This is a genomic window from Mesorhizobium sp. WSM4822 (genome assembly GCF_055811155.1).
This window is the reverse complement of the sequence record NZ_JBVVQM010000015.1, coordinates 1-18,008: the sequence shown is the minus strand read 5'-3', so window position 1 is coordinate 18,008 and position 18,008 is coordinate 1. Positions and strand designations below refer to the sequence as shown.

Sequence of the window (18,008 nt, the reverse complement as noted above, 5' to 3'; positions counted from 1 at the left end):
AAGCCTCGGGTTGAGGATGAGCCACAGGTCATTAACCATAATGGTTTCAATGTGAGCAGGCGCATCGCCGTGGTTGGCGCCTGTCGATTGCGACCCGCTGGCAAGCCCAAATAATTTCAGCAGCCTTAACAAATTCATTAAACTTTAAACGGTTGCAGAACACAACTGGAACAGATAGTGTTTGTTCTGGGTTTGTTTTTCGATTCTGGTTTCAGGTAATCTGGGGGCCGCCATGCTGACACGCAAGCAACATGAACTGCTGATGTTCATCCATGAACGCCTGAAGGAGAGCGGCATTCCGCCATCCTTCGACGAGATGAAGGAGGCGCTCGACCTTGCCTCCAAATCCGGGATTCATCGGCTGATCACCGCACTTGAGGAGCGCGGCTTTATTCGCCGGTTGCCCAACCGGGCACGCGCGCTGGAAGTGCTGCGATTGCCGGACTCGATCGCGCCCGGCCTCAACGCGGCAAAGAAGTTTTCGCCAAGCGTCATCCAGGGCAGTCTCGGTCAGGGTGGTGCTCTTGGCCGGCAGATCAAGCCGGCGCCTTCGCGGATGCCCTCGCCCGGCAATGATGACGATGCGGTCTCCGCCGTGTCGATACCGGTGATGGGCCGTATCGCCGCCGGTGTGCCGATCGATGCCATCCAGCATCAGACGCATTCGATCTCGGTGCCGCCGGACATGATCATGGGCGGCGCCCACTATGCGCTGGAGGTTAAGGGCGACTCGATGATCGAGGCCGGTATCTTCGACGGCGACACCGTCATCATCCGCAATGCCGACACGGCGAACCCCGGCGAGATCATCGTGGCGCTGGTCGATGAAGAGGAAGCGACGCTGAAGCGGTTCCGCCGCAAGGGCGCTTCGATCGCTCTCGAAGCCGCCAATCCGGCCTATGAAACCCGTATTTTCGGCCCAGACAGGGTCAAGGTGCAAGGCAAGCTCGTCGGCCTCATCCGCCGCTACTGAGGCGGCTGCGGGTTGGCCGCTGGCTTCTCGGGTTTCTTGAAGGGTGCCAGCCCCCTCGCCTCACGAGAGTATTTGCGTTGCGTGTGCCAGGGCCGATATGGGCTGTTCACCGCGAAGCTGATTGTCGCCGGCGTGGTCGCCGATTGGCGATCGAAGAAGACCGCGGCACTGCCTTTGCGAGCCAGTTGCCGCTTGGTGATGACGAGAACCAGCGGATTGTGACAGGCGTCATAGGCGGTGGCGTCATTGATGACGATCAGCTCGGCGAAGCCGCAGGCTTTCCAGGTGTCCTTGCGGTCCTCGACATAGGCAATGATCGCACCGGACATATGCCTGGCCACGCAAACGCCTGAGGAGCAATAGAACGGCGATCCCGGCGGTAGCTCAACGGCGTCCGCGACGTCGAATTGCCCATCGCTCTTGTCGAACACCTCTGGCACGACGATGGTTTCTGATGTCAGGGCGCGTTTCCAGTTGTCGACGGTGAATTCGTTCGGCCGTTCCCGGCTGACGGCAAGCTCGCCGCCACCGATCGGCAACGCCACCAGCCGGGCGTCTTCCGAGATCAGCACATCCGGCGTGCGCGTATCCGAGACGGTCAGCAAGCCTGCCAGCGCGAATGGCAGAGCAGCGAGCCGCAGCCAAGTTGTCGCCATCGTCGCGATGACCAGGGCAATTGTCACCAGCAGGACAGATTGCTGCGAAATCAGCCCAACCCCATCGACAGGCGAACGTTCGGAGATCCAACCCGATATGGCGATCATCACCGTCAGACCCTTGCCCATCAGGTAGAGGGCCGGCCAATCCAATCCGAAAGGCATCAGCAGCGCGCTTGCGACAGCCAGGAACATGACCACGGTGACGATCGGCATAACCGCCAGATTGGCGAACAGGCTGAGCGGCGACACACGCTGAAAATGCCAGATGGCAAACAGCGTCGTGGCGCTGCCGGCGATGATGGAGGTCATGGCAAGGCCGGTTGCCGCGAGCACGAACTTTCGCGTCAGGAAACCGGGCATGGATCGCTTTGGGGGCGGCGGTCTTGCTTTTCCCGCGCGGTGATCGGCCCAGCCGGCATAGGCGCCGACCAGAGCCGCGGTCGCGGCGAACGACATCTGAAAACTCGGGCCGACCACCTCATGCGGCGACACCACGATGACGGCGATCGCCGAGATCGCCAGATTGCGCATGGTGAGTGCTGCTCGATCGAACAGCACGGCAATCAGCATCACCGCCAGCATGATGAAGCTGCGCTCGGCGGCAACGACGACTCCAGAGATGATGAGATAGGCCGCGATCGAGAACAGTGCGGCGAAGGCGGCATACTTCTTGACCGGGCGACGCGCGGAAAAGTCGGGAAACAAGGCGAAGGCGCCGCGCAGCAAGCCCATGATGGTGCCTGCGACCAGCGCCATGTGCAGTCCCGAAATCGAGATGATGTGGTAGATGCCGGTACGTCGCATCGCCTCATTGATGTCATCGGGAATGCCGGCGCGCACGCCGACGATCAGCGCCGCGGCGATCTCGCCTTCGGCGCCGCCGACGCTCGCCCTGATATGGTCGGCGATGGCCTCGCGGGCATTTTCCACGCTAGAGGAAATTCGGGCCGGCAGCGGCATGTCGCCATCATCGCTGACGACAAGCTTGGGGTTGCCGAGAAAGAACCCGCTGCCGCCGATGCCGGCAAAATAGCTGTCGAAGGAGAAATCATAGCTGTCCGGCCGCACCGGCCCGGTCGGCGGCAAAAGCTTGGCATATCCAGTGATGAGGGAGCCTGCGGTCACGTCAGCCGGGATCTTGCGTGCCGAAAGCCGCACCCGTTCCGGCGCATAGCGCAGTTTCGGTCTTGCGGTCGATGTCACGTCGATGGTCAGCCGGATGCGGCCAGTTTCCATCCGGTCGAGCGAGACGACGCGGCCGGTCACCTGCGTCGAGATTTCCGAGCCCAACATTTGTGTGCCCGCACGCCACGTCTCGACCTTGGCAGCAAGCAGTCCTAGGGCGCACAAAAGCGCCGCCATGAAACACAGATGGGTCTTTGGCCATGAGCGCGAGACCAGCGCACAGATCCCCGTCAAGATGACAACCGCGACAGGTCTCGCAAAGTCGGGTTCAGCCGTCAGCGAAAAATAGCCGATCGCTCCGATCGCCAGGCAGACCGGCACCAGCAGGAAGGCCACGCCCCGGTCGAGTTCCAGGCTCGCCGCCGTGTTCACGCTGTGGCGCAGGCGAGGCAGTGATGTCAGGCTGATTTGCCGGCGCACGCGAACGATCCTGCCGGTTTCGGCAACAGGAACAGAGGCGGCGACATCCGCTTGCAAGGGCGCCTTGCCGGGATCCGGCACAAGGGGCGATGGCGGCGGTAATGGGGCTGGCCGAGGCGCAAACAGGGACCGTTCGCTGACGCCGATGGCAGCGTCCTCGCCCTGATCCGAGCCCCAGCCTCGTCCAGCCATCGGGTCTGCCCCTTGCGCCCTCGACACCCTATGCTACATGAACGCCGGGCGCGCGAAAGCCCGCGCAACCGCACCCCGCTTCAGATGGTTTCCGAGAGTTCCATGTCCGACAAGGTCGTCACCCGTTTTGCCCCTTCGCCCACCGGCTATCTGCACATAGGCGGCGCGCGCACGGCGCTGTTCAACTGGCTGTATGCGAAGCACACTGGCGGCACGATGCTGCTGCGCATTGAGGACACCGACCGCGAACGCTCCAATGAAGCCGCGACGGCTGCCATCCTCGACGGGCTTTCCTGGCTTGGCCTGAGCTGGGACGGCGAGCCGGTGTCGCAGTTCGAGCGTGCGCCGCGCCACCGCGAGGTGGCTGAGGAGCTGGTGCGCATGGGCAAGGCGTATTATTGCTATGCCACGCCGGCCGAACTGGAGGCCATGCGCGAGGCTGCCAGAGCCAAGGGGCTGCCGCCCCGCTATGACGGCCGCTGGCGCGACCGCGACCCCTCTGAGGCGCCCGCAGGCGTCAAGGGCGCCATTCGTATCAAGGCGCCGACCGAAGGCGAGACCATCGTCCATGACCGTGTCCAGGGCGAGGTGCGCTTTCCCAATAAGGATCTCGATGACTTCATCATCCTGCGTTCTGACGGCAATCCCACTTACATGCATGCCGTCGTCGTCGATGATCATGATATGGGAGTCACCCATATCATTCGCGGCGACGATCATCTGACCAACGCCGCTCGCCAGACCGTGATCTACAACGCCATGGGCTGGAACGTGCCGTCCATGTCGCATATCCCGCTGATCCACGGCGCCGATGGCGCCAAGCTGTCGAAGCGGCACGGCGCGCTTGGCGTCGAGGCCTATCGCGCCATGGGCTACCTGCCGGAGGCGCTGCTCAATTACCTGGCGCGCCTTGGCTGGAGCCATGGCGACGACGAGATCATGTCGATCAAGAATATGATTTCCTGGTTCGATATCGGCGATGTCAACAAGGGCGCGGCGCGCTTCGACTTCGCCAAGCTGGAGGCGATCAACGGCGCGCATATGCGCCGCATGAGCGATGCCCAACTGTTCGACATCTTCATCGCTACCCTGCCCTATCTCGAAGGTGGCCCGGCGATCGCCGCGCGCCTGAACGACAGCACCAAGGCGCAGTTGCTGGCAGCGCTTCCCGGCTTGAAGGACCGCGCCAAGACGCTGGTCGAGCTCGTCGATGGCGCGGCCTTCCTGTTCGCCACGCGCCCCCTGCCGATCGACGACAAGGCGGCCCTTCTGCTTACCGACGATGCCCGCAAGATCCTGCGCAGTGCTCACGAAGCTTTGAACGGGCTTGCGAGTGACTGGACAGCCGCCTCGGCGGAGGCGGCGATACGCGAGGTGGCAGCGGCCGGCAGTCACAAGCTCGGCGCGGTGGCCCAGCCTTTGCGCGCTGCGTTGACCGGCAAAAGCACCTCGCCGGGCGTGTTCGACGTGCTCGCCGTGCTCGGCCGCGAGGAAAGCCTGGCGCGCATCTCAGATCAAATCGATTAGGAGCAAACTGGCCCAAGAAGATTGGCATTGAAAGGCGGGTTTCGCAGTGCAACATTAGGCCTTGGCCCAATCTGGCACGCACCTCCTGAAATGCGGTGGCGAATACGCGCATTGCGGTGATTTTCGACGTGTCGCTCTGCAGAATTTTGCCTTTGCCGGCATGAGGAAACAAGAAGGAGTTTGCAATGACCGAAGCTGCGAAAAAAATGGATTTGGGCGGCAAGACCCAGGAGGCCACGGCAACGCTTGCATTCGCCGGCAAGACCCATGAATTCAAGGTGCGAAGTGGTTCGGTCGGGCCTGATGTCATCGACATCGCCTCGCTCTACTCAACCACCGGCGCCTTCACTTACGATCCGGGCTTCACCTCGACGGCAAGCTGCGAGTCCGAAATCACCTTCATCGACGGCGACGCCGGCATCCTCCTCCATCGCGGCTATCCGATCGACCAGTTGGCCGAACATGGCGACTTCCTCGAGGTCTGCTATCTCCTGCTCTACGGCGAATTGCCGACCAAAGCGCAGAAGGACGACTTCGACTATCGCGTGACGCGCCACACCATGGTGCATGAGCAGATGTCGCGCTTTTTCACCGGCTTCCGCCGCGACGCGCACCCGATGGCGGTGATGTGCGGCGTGGTCGGCGCGCTGTCGGCCTTCTACCACGACTCCACCGACATCTCCGACCCCTACCAGCGCATGGTTGCCTCCATGCGGCTGATCGCCAAGATGCCAACGATCGCGGCGATGGCCTACAAATACCACATCGGCCAGCCGTTCATTTACCCGAAGAACGAACTGAACTTTGCCGCCAACTTCCTGCACATGTGCTTTGCCGTGCCGTGCGAGGAATACAAGATCAACCCGGTGCTGGCGCGCGCCATGGAGCGCATCTTCATTCTGCACGCCGACCACGAGCAGAACGCCTCGACCTCGACCGTGCGTCTCGCCGGCTCTTCGGGCGCCAACCCGTTCGCGTGCATCGCCGCCGGCATCGCTTGCCTGTGGGGCCCAGCGCATGGCGGCGCCAATGAAGCGGCGCTCAACATGCTTGGCGAGATCGGCCATGTCGATCACATCCCCGAGTTCATCGCCCGTGCCAAGGACAAGAACGACCCGTTCCGGCTAATGGGCTTTGGCCACCGCGTCTACAAGAACTATGATCCGCGCGCCAAGATCATGCAGAAGACGGCGCATGAGGTTCTGGGCGAACTCGGCATAAAGGACGATCCGCTGCTCGACATCGCCATGGAGCTGGAAAAGATCGCGCTGACCGACCCCTATTTCATCGAAAAGAAGCTCTACCCGAATGTCGACTTCTATTCCGGCATCACGCTGAAGGCGCTGGGCTTCCCCACAACCATGTTCACCGTGCTGTTCGCGGTCGCCCGCACCGTCGGCTGGATCGCGCAGTGGAAGGAGATGATCGAGGATCCGCGCCAGAAGATCGGCCGCCCGCGCCAGCTCTACACCGGCGCGCCGGAGCGCGACTACGTGCCGATCGCCAAGCGGTGAATTGGGAGTAGGGATCGGGCAGTAGGCAGTAGGGTATGGTCAATTTCCCTACTCCCTACTGACTATTCCCTCTCTTGATATACCGTATCACCACCTGCGCGGCGATCTCGCCGGACGGTCTATCCGTCGCCATGCGCCGCGTGATCTCTGCAAATCCATTCTTCTGCCAGGCGCGCATGCCGCTGTCGGCGAACAGGGCTTCCAATTGCCGGGCCAGATTGTTCGGCTTGATGTAGCCGTCGTAGAATTCCGGAATAAGCGCTCGATCCGATATCAGATTGGGCAGCAGCGCCGACCAGACGGAAACGAGGTACGGCGCCAAGACCCGCGCGACCGGGTCGAGCCTGTAGCAGGAAATCATCGGCACGCCGGCCAGCGCCAGTTCCAGCGATACCGTCCCGGACGCGATCAGCGCCGCATCGGCTTTGCCGAAAGCCTGCCATTTGCGCTGGGAATCGACGATGATCTCAGGCTTTTCATCCCAGCGGTTGACGGAGGATTTGACGAGCTCGGCGACATTCGGAACGGTCGGCAGCAGCAGCCGCAGGCGGTGGCCACGCGCACGCAGAATCGACACCGTCTCGCCGAACGGGTCGAGCAGCCGCCGTACCTCGCCACGCCGCGAACCGGGCAGGACGAGCAGGGTCTTGACGCGATCAGGAGAAAGGTCGCGCGGTAGTTCCTGCGCCTTGGCTGCGGCCAGCAAACCCGCATCGTGGGTCAGGCGATGCCCGACATAGGTGCCCGGTGGCCCGCCGAGCCGCTCGAGCTCCTTGACCTCGAACGGCAGGATGCAGAGGATGTGGTCGACATAGGGCTTCATCGCCACCGCCCTGCCCGGCCGCCACGCCCACACGCTCGGGCAGACATAGTGGATGATCGGAATCGACGGGTTGGCCGCACGCACCTTTTTGGCGACGCGCAACGAAAAGTCCGGACTGTCGATGGTGACCATGCAGTCCGGCTTTTCGTCGGCAACGGTCTTGGCCAGTTGGCTGATCCGCCGCATCAGGCGCGGCAGGTCGCGCAGAACGGCGCTGAACCCCATGAGGGCGATCTCGCCGGCATCGAATGGCGAGACCAGTCCCAGCGCCTGCAAATGACGGCCGCCGAGGCCGACGAGTTGCACCTCGCGCCCCACAGCCTGGCTGAGCGAGCGCACTATGTCGGCACCGAGCAGGTCGCCGGACTCCTCTCCGGCAACGATTGCGATCTTCAATGCCCTGTCAGCCATTGCGCGGCTCCGTGGCGGCACGCAGGCCAAGGACGAACAGGCCGAGTGCATTGGCGCGCGCGATGGTTTCAGGACCTTCGAGGATCAGCGAGCGTCCCGCCTCGACGGCAATGCCGGCGAGTCCGGCCGCGTGCGCTGCCTCGATCGTCTGCGGACCGATGGATGGAAGATCGGCGCGCAGTTCCTGACCGGGCTTGGCGCACTTGACGAGGACGCCGCGGGTCTTGCCCGCAATACGGCCGTGGCCGCGCAGCAGCTTCGCACGATCAAGCAGGCCGGCTGTTCCTTCGATGCCTTCCAGCGCGATTGCCCGGCCGCCAACCGCGATCGCCGCCTGGCCGACATCCAGCGCCCCGATGGCCTTTGCTGCCGCAAGGCCTGCCTCAATATCGCGCCAGTCCAATTTTCGCGGCTCGGCCTTGGTCAGCACGCCTTCGGCGGCGACAAGATTCGGCACTACTTCGTGGGCGCCAACGACCTTTACTCCACGCGCTTCGAGGCCCCGTGCCAAGACCTTTAGAAGACCATCATCGCCACGCGCGAGCGCCATGACGACCAAAGGAATCACCGCGATCAGGCTGAGACTGGGGCGCAGCGCAAGCAATCGCGGCCGGCGCTTGATCTCGCCTGCAAGCACCAGATGGGTGATCCGGTGCCGCCGCAGCAAAGGGACGAGCGAGCCTATACCTTCCAGAGCGAGGTTTTCGTGATCGTATCGGGAGAGTTCCGCGATGCGGTCGACCTCGCCTTCCATCAGGATGACGAAGGGCGGATAACCTTGTTCAGCCGAACCGGCCGCGACTTCGACCGGCAGACTGCCGCCGCCGGCAATGATGCCGACCCTGGAGCCCGGCGGAAGATCAAGACGCGCAGCCGCTGTCTCAGTCTTCGTCATCGACATCGTCGCCATCGCCGCCCTTGAGCGACGGCACAGCATAATGCCGCTTGCCGCGACTGGTGATGAAATCGATGATCTTCATGGCGGTCGGCGACGACGCGAACTCCGCCTTGGCGAATTCGATGTTCTCGCCAACGGTGCGGGAACGATCGAAGATCATCCTGTAAGCCTTGCGCAGCACAAGGATTTCGGACCTTGGCAGGCCGGATCGCTTGAGGCCGATGATGTTGAGGCCGCGTAGGCTGGCGCGGTTGCCGACCGCTATGGCAAAGGGGATGACATCGCCGACGATCGCGGAGCAGCCGCCGAGAAAGGCGTTGTCGCCGATGCGGACAAACTGATGCACTGCGGTCAGGCCGCCGATATAGACATTGTTGCCGACCTCGCAGTGGCCGCCCAGCGTTGCGCCATTGGCGAACGTCGCATTGTTGCCGACGACGCAATCATGGGCGACATGGGCGTAGGCAAGGAAATTGCCATTGTCGCCGACCGTCGTCTCGCCGCGGCTGGAATCGGTGCCGAGATGCATGGTCACGCCTTCGCGGATCGTGCAGTTCCTGCCGATGACCAAGGTGGTGCGACCGCCCTTGTGCTTGGTGTTCTGCGGCGGTGCGCCCAATGTCGCCATCGGATAGACCTTGGTCGAGGCACCGATCGACGTCGCGCCCATCACCGAGACATGACTGACCAGTTCGACGTCGTCGCCGATCACCACATCGGCACCGACATGGCAGAACGGCCCGATGCGTGCACCTTGGCCGATTTGGGCGCCTTCCTCGACAATGGAGGAAGCATGAATGGATGTCTTGATTTTCATAAGCACTCGATCGTCAGTCGCTGGTGACCATCATGGCTGAAATCTCGGCCTCGGCCGCCTTGGCGCCGTCGACCATGGCTTCACAAGCGAATTTGAGCAGGTTGCCGCGTTTCTTGATTTTCTTGACATGGATCTTCAACTGGTCGCCGGGAACCACCGGTTTGCGGAATTTGGCGTTGTCGATGGTCAGGAAATAGACCAGCGACGGCTTTTCGGTACCCAGGCTGCGGATACAGATGGCGCCGGCCGTCTGCGCCATCGCCTCGACGATGAGCACACCCGGCATGACCGGCTGCTCAGGGAAATGGCCCTGAAAATGCGGCTCGTTTATGGTCACGTTCTTGATGCCGACGGCGGATTCGTCGCCATCGATGTCGACGATACGATCGATCATCAGGAACGGATAGCGGTGCGGCAGGAGCTTCATCAGCCCCATAATGTCGACTGCCTCCAGCGTCGTCGACGCGATCATGTCAGCCATTGCCTCCCTCGCCCTGTTTGCGGGTCCTGGCGAGCTTGCGCAGCATGGCTATCTCCCGCATGGCTTCCGCCATCGGCTGTGCCGGATAGCCGCCCCAGATCTCGCCTGCAGGGACATTGCTCATAAATCCACTTCTTGCGGCAAGCTTGGCCCCTGTCCCTATGGTCAGGTGATCCGCAAGCCCGACGCCGCCGCCCATGGTGACATTGTCACCCACCACCACGGAACCCGAAATACCCGAAAGCCCGGCTATTATGCAATTGCGGCCGATGCGGACGTTATGGGCGATCTGCACGAGATTGTCGATCTTGGTGCCCTGGCCGATGATCGTATCGGACATGGCGCCGCGATCGACGGTGGTGTTGGAGCCGATCTCGACGTCGTCCTGGATAACGACACGGCCGATCTGCGGCACGCGCTCAGGCCCCTTGGCCCCGCCGACGAACCCAAAACCATCCTGGCCTATCCTGGCGCCGCCATGAATGATGACGCGATTGCCGATCAAGGCATACTGGATGCTGGCGCCCGGACCGACATAGCCGTCGCGGCCGATCTGGCAGGATTGTCCAATAACCGCATTCGGGGCGATGACAGTGCCGCTGCCGATCGAAGCGCCTGGCCCGATCACCGCGCCGGCCTCGATGACGGCACCGGCTTCGACATGCGCGGTCGCATCGACGTGAGCGTGCGGCGAGACACCGGTTTCGCTGGTCATTGGCCCTGGTGTCGCCGCCCTCGGAAACAGCAGACGCCCGATCAGCGCGAAGGCCTGTTGCGGACGCGGATGAATGAGAACGGCAACGCTTGCCGGCGCCTTGCCGGCAAATTCCGCCGGGCACAGGACCGCGGCTGCCCGCAACGACGGCATCAGCGCGGAATTACGCTTGCCATCGACAAAGACGAGCGCATTCTCGCCGCCCTCGCTGGCAGGCGCGAGTGCTTCGATCGAAATATCGGAGTGGCCGGAATCGACGAGCACCGAGCCGGTCAGATTCGCGACTTCGCCCGCCGTATACCGGCGTGATGGCGCGAAGAACACCGGATCGGTCATTCCAGAAGCTATATCCAGCTAGGTCGGAACATTTCTCCCGGACCCTGAAGACCCGGGAGTATCGTTGGCCGCCGATCAGAAGCGGGTCGATATGCCGAAGTTGAATTCCTGCACGTCGTCGCGCGCTTCCTTCTTGACCGGGATCGCATAGTCGATACGGATCGGACCGAACGGCGACGCCCACATCAGGCCGAGGCCGACCGAGGCACGCAGTTGCATGTCCGTCGACTCCTGAGCAACGCTCGTAACCTTGCTGCCATAGAGCGTTGCCGCGTCCGCGAAGACTGCGCCACGCAAGCCAAAGCTCTCCGGAATCACCGGCAGCGGGAACTGGGCCTCCGCCGACGCGTTGAAATAGGTCGTGCCGCCGAGATGGTCACCAGTGAGAGGATCCACAGGCCCGATACCGCCATAGGCGAAGCCACGGATCATGCGATCGGAGCTCTGGAACTGATCGAAGATACGCAGGCCGTCACTGCCATAACCCTCGACATGGCCGGCGCCGCCCGAAATGAGGCCAACCAAGTCGTACTGCTCCGACAGCGTCTGGTAGATGCTGCCGCGTCCCGTAATCTTCACGAACTTGGCATCACCGCCGAGACCAGCCACTTCGAGGGTCGTGTTGGCATAGATACCCTCATGCGGGTTCTTCATGTCGTCGATGGTGTTGTAGACCAGCCCGAGACTGACCGACGACTTGATCCAAGGACTCTGCGCTATGCCATCAAGGATTGCGGTTGAGATATTGCAGGTACCACTGGGGTCTACATCGGTGGGATTGCAGCCGTCGTCAACAGTATATTTTTCCTGAGAGATATTGTAGGCGAGCTGCGTCGTGATGCTGTCGGTGATCGGCAGGCCGAAACGGATCGTCGCACCTGTGGTATCACTATCGTAATTGTTGTCGTACTCCCGCGTCGACTTATAGATGTCGAAGCCGGCGGCGATGCGCCGTCCGAGGAAATAAGGCTCGGTGAAGGACAGGCTGTAGTCGCGTGAATTCTTGCCGCCGCCCGCCGACAGCTTGATGAACTGGCCACGACCGAGGAAGTTGCGCTCGGTCACCGATCCTTCGACCGACGGACCGGCCGTGTCGCCACCGGTCGAATAACCAGCGCCCACCGAGAACTCGCCGGTCGATTTCTCGACCACCTCGACCACCAGAACAACCTGGTCGGGCTGCGAGCCCGGCACGGTCGAGATGTCGACTTTCTCAAAGTAATTCAAGTTTTCCAGGCGCTTTTTCGCGCGCTGGATGAGCACCTGGTTGAAGGCGTCGCCTTCGCTGACATCGAACTCGCGGCGAATGACATAGTCACGCGTGCGATCGTTGCCGCGGATCTCGATGCGCTCGATATAGGCCTTGGTGCCCTGGTCGATCGTATAGACGACCGAAATGGTGTGGTTCTCGAAATTGCGGTCGCCGCGCGGCGTGACCTGCGCGAAGGCATAGCCGGACCCGGCCACCTTCTCGGTCAGCGCGATGATGGAGTCCTCGACGTTCTTGGCGTTGTAGACATCACCCTTGTGGGTCTCGATCACCGATTCCAGCGACTTGCCGTCGACTTCAGGGATCGAGCTCTCGACGCTGACGTCGCCGAACGTGTAGCGGTCGCCTTCCTGGACGGTGATGGTGACCGTGTACTTGTTCGTCGCGCTGTCGAGCTCGCCGACAGCGGACACGACCTGGAAGTCGGCATAACCGTGATTGTAGTAGAAGCGGCGCAGCAGCTCCTCGTCCGCGCGCAGCTTGTCGTCGTCATAGACGTCGTCGCGCAGGACGAAGGAAAGCCAGGACGAGCGCTTGGTATTGATGATATCCGCCAGGCGGCGGCTGGAATAGGCACTGTTGCCGACGAAATTGACCGCCGCGATCTGCGTGCGATCGCCTTCAACGATGTTGAAGACAACGTTTACGCGATTGTCGCCAAGCTGCATAACCTGCGTGGTCACGGTCACATCGTCGCGACCAATGCGCCGGTAAGCAGCCTTGACCGATTCCACGTCGGCATCGAGCGTCGCCTGTGAGAACGTTCCGCGCGGCTTCAGCTGCACCGCCGCCGCAAGCGCATTGTCCTTGAGCTTCTTGTTGTTCTGGAACAGCACCTGGTTGACCACCTGGTACTCGGCGACCTTGACCACCAGCGTCGAGCCGACCTGGTTGATCTGCACGTCCGAAAACAGGCCAGTGCCGAACAGTGCCTTGACCGCACCGTCGATATCGGAACTGGAGAACGCCTTGCCCGGCTTGATGGTGATGTAATTGCGGATGGTCTCAGCGTCGATACGCTGGTTGCCGCTCACTTCCACTCTGCTGACGACAGCGGCTTCAGCCGCCGATGTGGCAACGAACTGCACTGCGAGCGCGCCTGGCACGACCATGGCCGCGGACAGGGTCACCGCGGACGCGGCGCTTAGAAACTTGGATGCTGCCTTCATCGGGCTTAATAACCTTTTCTCGTAGTCCCCACGGCGAGAAAACCGGACGTGCGGTAATTTCCCCTACCGTATTAACCGGATTTTCCCTACACGCAAGGCTTCTGGTTAATTTGTATTTACTTAACCCTGCGGCGTGGCTTTCGCGTCACTCATATCCCCTTGCATGGTAAACGGCGTCTCAACATCGTCCATGCAGAAGCCAAATTTCTTCATGATTTCAGCACCCAAACAGATCGTTCCAAAAAACGAACCCCATGAAGCACAGCACCAGAAGCAACCCGGCCCGATAGGCCATTTCCATCATCCGTTCCGACACTGGACGGCGAATGACAGCCTCCACCCCGTAGAACAAGAGGTGACCGCCGTCGAGGGGGGGAATCGGCAAAAGGTTCAGAATTCCGATGCCAACGGATAGCAGTGCAACCAGCTGCACGAGCCATTCGAATCCCAGTTTCGCAGCCCTGCCCGCCATGTCGGCGATCTTTACCGGACCGCCCAGCTGACATTTGTCTTCGCGCCCGACAACAAAGCGCTGCAGGAACTGGCCGGTGCGCTGGATGACGTGACCGGTTTCCTCGACCGCCGCCGCGACCGCTCCGACCGGCGTGTAGGTGATCAGCCTCGGCTGACCGAGTTCCTTGTTGTTGACGACACCGATCACGGCGACCTTGACCTTGTTGCCGAGCGCGTCTTCCTGTTCCATCAGCCGCGGCGCCGCGGTCACAGTGACCTCCTGGCCGTCGCGCAACATGACGAAGGTGATTGCGTCGTCGGCACGGCCCGAGACCAGGCGCTGGACGTCGCCAAAGGTTTCGACCTTGTTGCCGTCGACACTGACGAATCGGTCGCCGGGAAGGATGCCGGCCTTCGCCGCCGGGCTGTCGGCGGTCACCTCGGCCACCATGGGCTCGGCGACATAGCGGCCATAGGCGGTGAACAGCACGGAAAAGACGACGATCGTCAGCAGGAAATTGAACAATGGTCCGGCCACCACCGTTGCCGCGCGCTTCCAGATCGGCTGAGTGTGAAAAGCGACCTTGCGCTCGTCCTCGGTCAGCGTTTCAATTTCTTCCGACGTGGGCTGGCTCGATGTGGCGTTCATGTCGCCGACGAATTTTACATAGCCGCCAAGCGGTATCGCACACAGTTTCCAGCGCGTGCCGTGGCTGTCGTTGAAGCCGAAGAGTTCCGGGCCGAAGCCGATCGAGAAGGCCCTGACGCCGATGCCGCACCAGCGCCCGACAAGGTAATGGCCCATTTCGTGGACGAACACGACTACGGTCAGCACGAAGAGGAATGGCACCAGCGTGCCGAGGACAAAGCCTTCTGTGCTGAAAAGCGCGTGAAGAATCTCGTTCAAGACAAACCCTCAAATTCTTCCACGGCGCAGACTGCGCCGTGACTGTGACACCAATCCGGGCGAATCCAAGGCGCACCGCGCAAAGGACCCTGAAATGACATCGCTCAAACGGGAAACAGACCCTGCGCCGGATGATCGGCGTTCGCCGAAATCCAGCCGATGACGTATAGGGCGAATGCCGCTGCGACAAGCCCATCGACGCGATCCATGACGCCGCCATGGCCCGGGATGAGCGCACCTGAGTCCTTGCGGCCATGGCGGCGCTTGATCCAGGATTCGAACAGGTCGCCTGCCTGCGAGACAATCGACAGCACGAGCGCGACCAGGCCGAGCAATGCCAGATTGCCGACACCGGCAGCTGCGGCGAGGACCAGCCCGGCGACGACGCCGCCGACAGCGCCGCCGAGTGCGCCGCTGCGCGTCTTGCCGGGCGAGATAGAGGGCGCCAGTTTCGCCCCCCCAACGGCTCGGCCAACGAAATAGGCAAGGATATCGGTGGCCCAGACGACAGCGAACAGGAACAGGATGGCAATGAGGCCTGAACGATCGCCATCGCGCAGCAAGGCGAGCGACAGGCCTGAAACCGCGGCATAGGCAAGGCCGCTCGCATCCCATTGTCCGGTCTTGCGAACCGAGGCGGCTATCGCCGTTGCGGCAACGATGGCCGCCACAAGCGGCAGCAGCCAGGAGGCGGCCAGACCGCCAATCAAGGCGCCAATGAAGACAACCAGCAGTGCTTCCGGCAGGAAACCAAGGCCCGTTGCCCCGGTTGGCCGCGACATGCGGGTCCATTCATAGAAGATCGCCGCTACGATCACGGCACACAGCAGCCGGAACGGCAAACCGCCGAGCCAGGTCAAACCGAGAGTGATGATGGCGAGCACGATCGCCGAAACGATACGTAGTTGAAGATTGCTCATCCCGCGGCCGGTCGCGAAGCGACGTCCTGGCCTCCAAGTCCGCCGAAACGGCGTTCGCGGCCAGCAAACTCACGCAAAGCTTCCGCAAGGTGCTCGCGGCTGAAGTCGGGCCAGTAGCAAGGCAGGAAGACGAGTTCGCTATAGGCGGCTTGCCACAGAAGGAAGTTCGACAGCCGGAGCTCGCCGCTGGTGCGAATGACCAATTCCGGGTCGGGAATGCCTTGCGTATCGAGTGCGCCGGCAAAGCTTTCGGCTGATATCGCCTCGGCGTCGAGTTCGCCACGCGCCACGGCCGCCGCAAGCTTTTGTGCCGTGCGAACGATTTCGTCTCGTCCGCCATAGTTGAAGGCGATCACCAGCGTCAGCGATTCGTTTGCGGCCGTCAGCGTTTCGGCCTCGTCGAGCAGTCCCCTGATATCAGACTGCAGCCCTGCCCGGTCACCGATGATTCTAACCCGCACACCGCTCTGGTGCAGTTCAGCAAGGTCACGGCGAATGAACATTTTCAAGAGGCCCATCAGGTCGCTGACCTCGGACTTCGGCCGCGACCAGTTCTCCGACGAGAAAGCATAGACGGTCAGGTAGGAAATGCCGAGCCCAGGTGCCGCGCGCACCGTCTTGCGCAGCGCCTCGACACCGGCACGGTGGCCCGCAAGACGGGGCATGCCGCGCGCCTTGGCCCAGCGTCCGTTTCCGTCCATGATGATCGCGACATGCGCGGGCGTTGCCATGTTCTCGCTTTCGGGTCAGCCGGCGGCCATGACCCTAAACCTGCATGATTTCAGCTTCCTTATCGGAAAGCAGGTGGTCGATGGTGCTGATCGTCTCGTCGGTAAGTTTCTGGACCTGGTCCGAGCGTTTGCGCTGATCGTCTTCGCTGATGTCGCCGTCCTTCTCCGCCTTCTTCAGGAAGTCCATGCCGTCGCGGCGCACATGGCGCGCGGCGACACGGGCGTTCTCGGCGTAGGTGTGCGAGATCTTGACCAGTTCCTTGCGGCGCTGTTCGTTAAGTTCGGGAAGTGGAATCCTGAGGTTGGTGCCGTCTACGATCGGGTTGAACCCCAAATTGGATTCGCGGATCGCGCGGTCGACCGCGCCAACCATCGACTTGTCCCATACCGATACCGAGATCATGCGCGGCTCCGGCACCGAGACGTTGGCGACCTGATTGATCGGCATGGTGGTGCCGTAGGCCTGCACCTGGATCGCATCGAGCAGATTGCTGGAGGCGCGACCGGTCCGCAGCGAGGCCAGATCATGCTTGAACGCGGCAATGGCCCCATCCATGCGCCGCTTGAGATCGTCGTACTCACCACTCATCTTTATCTCCTCGACCCGTCTAATGCGGGCTCACTGCTTCGGGGCCGTCTTCGAATCGAACTTTCGAAAACCGGCTTCCCTTTTCGGGTCAGGCCGCCGATCAATCGTCCGCGACGACCGTGCAGCGGCCGCCGCCCCTCAGAATATCGCCGAAACCACCTTTTTCGTGGATCGAATAGACGATTATCGGAATGTTGTTTTCGCGCGCAAGTGCAATCGCAGCAGTATCCATGATGGAAAGGCCGCGATTTATGACTTCGCCATGGCTGATGCGCTCGAAACGCGTTGCATTCGGGTCCTTCTTCGGGTCCGCCGAGTAGACGCCGTCGACCTGAGTGCCCTTGAACAGCGCGTCGGCGCCGATTTCAGCGGCGCGAAGGGCTGCGGCCGAATCAGTGGTGAAGAATGGATTGCCGGTGCCGCCGGCAAAGATCACCACCTTGCCTTGGTTCATGTAGGCGGTCGCCTGGCGCTGCGAAAAGCTCTCGCAAAGTTCGGGCATGGCGATCGCCGAAAGCACCACGGCGTCGACGCCGATCTTGTTCAATGACGTGCGCAGCGCCAACGAATTGATCACCGTGGCAAGCATGCCCATGTGGTCGCCGGTGACACGGTCGCCGCCCTTGGAGGCAACGGCCACGCCGCGAAAGATGTTGCCACCGCCGATGACGACGCCGACCTCGATGCCCAATGCACGCGCCTCGGCGATGTCGCCGGCGATGCGATCCACCACTGACACGTCGATGCCGAAATGCTGCTCGCCCATCAACGCTTCGCCCGACGCTTTCAGCAAGACACGTCGGTAGAGGGGCTTCACCGTCATCTGGGCCTCTTCATTTGCATGTGGCGCGTTCCGGGTGGCTGCTCTCGCGCAGGCGCGCCACCGAAACAATGGCGTTCCGATACACGAAGGGGGCCCCCCGGTGAACCCGCGCCCCCCCCCCCAATATAAACGCCGTTTTTAAAAAAACCCCCCCAAAAAAACAGCCCAGAAGAACGGAGGGGAAAAAACCCCCCC

Annotated in this window: 15 protein-coding genes; 3 read left to right on the top strand and 12 right to left on the bottom strand. The window is 61.9% G+C overall.

Going from position 1 to position 18,008, the window contains the following annotated elements; genetic code table 11:
• Positions 1 to 232 precede the first annotated feature (232 nt).
• A complete protein-coding gene (gene lexA / locus AC0L3E_RS28450) occupies positions 233 to 973 on the top strand; it encodes a transcriptional repressor LexA (protein WP_127272195.1) in 741 nt (246 codons plus the stop codon).
• On the opposite strand, the gene AC0L3E_RS28445 is transcribed toward lexA, so the two are convergent.
• Positions 967 to 3,429 (bottom strand): ComEC/Rec2 family competence protein, encoded by a 2,463-nt coding sequence (locus AC0L3E_RS28445; RefSeq protein WP_473606142.1) that lies wholly within the window; start codon positions 3,427 to 3,429, stop codon positions 967 to 969. The genes lexA and AC0L3E_RS28445 overlap by 7 nt on opposite strands.
• 102 nt (positions 3,430 to 3,531) lie before the next feature.
• On the opposite strand from AC0L3E_RS28445, the gene gltX reads away from it, so the two are divergent.
• Together gltX and gltA are read left to right on the top strand one after the other, a co-directional pair.
• Positions 3,532 to 4,956, top strand: a complete 1,425-nt coding sequence (gene gltX, locus AC0L3E_RS28440) for a glutamate--tRNA ligase (RefSeq protein ID WP_352583907.1) — start codon at positions 3,532 to 3,534, stop codon at positions 4,954 to 4,956.
• Positions 4,957 to 5,141: 185 nt separating this feature from the next.
• Positions 5,142 to 6,470 (top strand): citrate synthase, encoded by a 1,329-nt coding sequence (gene gltA / locus AC0L3E_RS28435; RefSeq protein ID WP_127270290.1) that lies wholly within the window; start codon positions 5,142 to 5,144, stop codon positions 6,468 to 6,470.
• Positions 6,471 to 6,525: 55 nt separating this feature from the next.
• Here gltA and lpxB read toward each other — a convergent pair whose 3' ends face one another.
• The 11 genes from lpxB to pyrH all read right to left on the bottom strand — a co-directional run bounded on the left by lpxB (position 6,526) and on the right by pyrH (position 17,813).
• A complete protein-coding gene (gene lpxB / locus AC0L3E_RS28430) occupies positions 6,526 to 7,704 on the bottom strand; it encodes a lipid-A-disaccharide synthase (protein ID WP_473606141.1) in 1,179 nt (392 codons plus the stop codon).
• On the bottom strand, positions 7,697 to 8,614 hold the full coding sequence (locus AC0L3E_RS28425) for an LpxI family protein (RefSeq protein WP_127810459.1): 918 nt from the start codon (positions 8,612 to 8,614) through the stop codon (positions 7,697 to 7,699). Before AC0L3E_RS28425 ends, lpxB begins: the two co-directional genes overlap by 8 nt.
• A complete protein-coding gene (gene lpxA, locus AC0L3E_RS28420) occupies positions 8,586 to 9,419 on the bottom strand; it encodes an acyl-ACP--UDP-N-acetylglucosamine O-acyltransferase (protein ID WP_473606140.1) in 834 nt (277 codons plus the stop codon). The genes AC0L3E_RS28425 and lpxA overlap by 29 nt, the downstream gene beginning before the upstream one ends.
• A 13-nt stretch (positions 9,420 to 9,432) precedes the next feature.
• On the bottom strand, positions 9,433 to 9,900 hold the full coding sequence (fabZ, locus tag AC0L3E_RS28415) for a 3-hydroxyacyl-ACP dehydratase FabZ (RefSeq protein ID WP_127268627.1): 468 nt from the start codon (positions 9,898 to 9,900) through the stop codon (positions 9,433 to 9,435).
• Complete coding sequence (lpxD, locus tag AC0L3E_RS28410; RefSeq protein ID WP_027036658.1) at positions 9,893 to 10,951, bottom strand: UDP-3-O-(3-hydroxymyristoyl)glucosamine N-acyltransferase; 1,059 nt, start codon at positions 10,949 to 10,951, stop codon at positions 9,893 to 9,895. The genes fabZ and lpxD overlap by 8 nt, the downstream gene beginning before the upstream one ends.
• Before the next feature lie 75 nt (positions 10,952 to 11,026).
• A complete protein-coding gene (gene bamA / locus AC0L3E_RS28405) occupies positions 11,027 to 13,390 on the bottom strand; it encodes an outer membrane protein assembly factor BamA (RefSeq protein ID WP_473606139.1) in 2,364 nt (787 codons plus the stop codon).
• Between the two features lie 217 nt (positions 13,391 to 13,607).
• Positions 13,608 to 14,750, bottom strand: coding sequence for an RIP metalloprotease RseP (gene rseP / locus AC0L3E_RS28400; protein ID WP_127273216.1), 1,143 nt, complete (start codon positions 14,748 to 14,750; stop codon positions 13,608 to 13,610).
• Between the two features lie 104 nt (positions 14,751 to 14,854).
• Positions 14,855 to 15,670, bottom strand: a complete 816-nt coding sequence (locus AC0L3E_RS28395; protein ID WP_473606138.1) for a phosphatidate cytidylyltransferase — start codon at positions 15,668 to 15,670, stop codon at positions 14,855 to 14,857.
• Entirely contained in the window at positions 15,667 to 16,401 is a 735-nt protein-coding gene (locus AC0L3E_RS28390; protein ID WP_023812930.1) for an isoprenyl transferase, read from the bottom strand. Before AC0L3E_RS28390 ends, AC0L3E_RS28395 begins: the two co-directional genes overlap by 4 nt.
• 34 nt (positions 16,402 to 16,435) lie before the next feature.
• The gene (gene frr, locus AC0L3E_RS28385) at positions 16,436 to 16,990 is read right to left on the bottom strand and encodes a ribosome recycling factor (protein ID WP_013531759.1); all 555 of its coding nucleotides are present in this window, start codon (positions 16,988 to 16,990) and stop codon (positions 16,436 to 16,438) included.
• A gap of 100 nt (positions 16,991 to 17,090) precedes the next feature.
• On the bottom strand, positions 17,091 to 17,813 hold the full coding sequence (pyrH, locus tag AC0L3E_RS28380; RefSeq protein ID WP_013531760.1) for a UMP kinase: 723 nt from the start codon (positions 17,811 to 17,813) through the stop codon (positions 17,091 to 17,093).
• Positions 17,814 to 18,008: the final 195 nt, after the last annotated feature.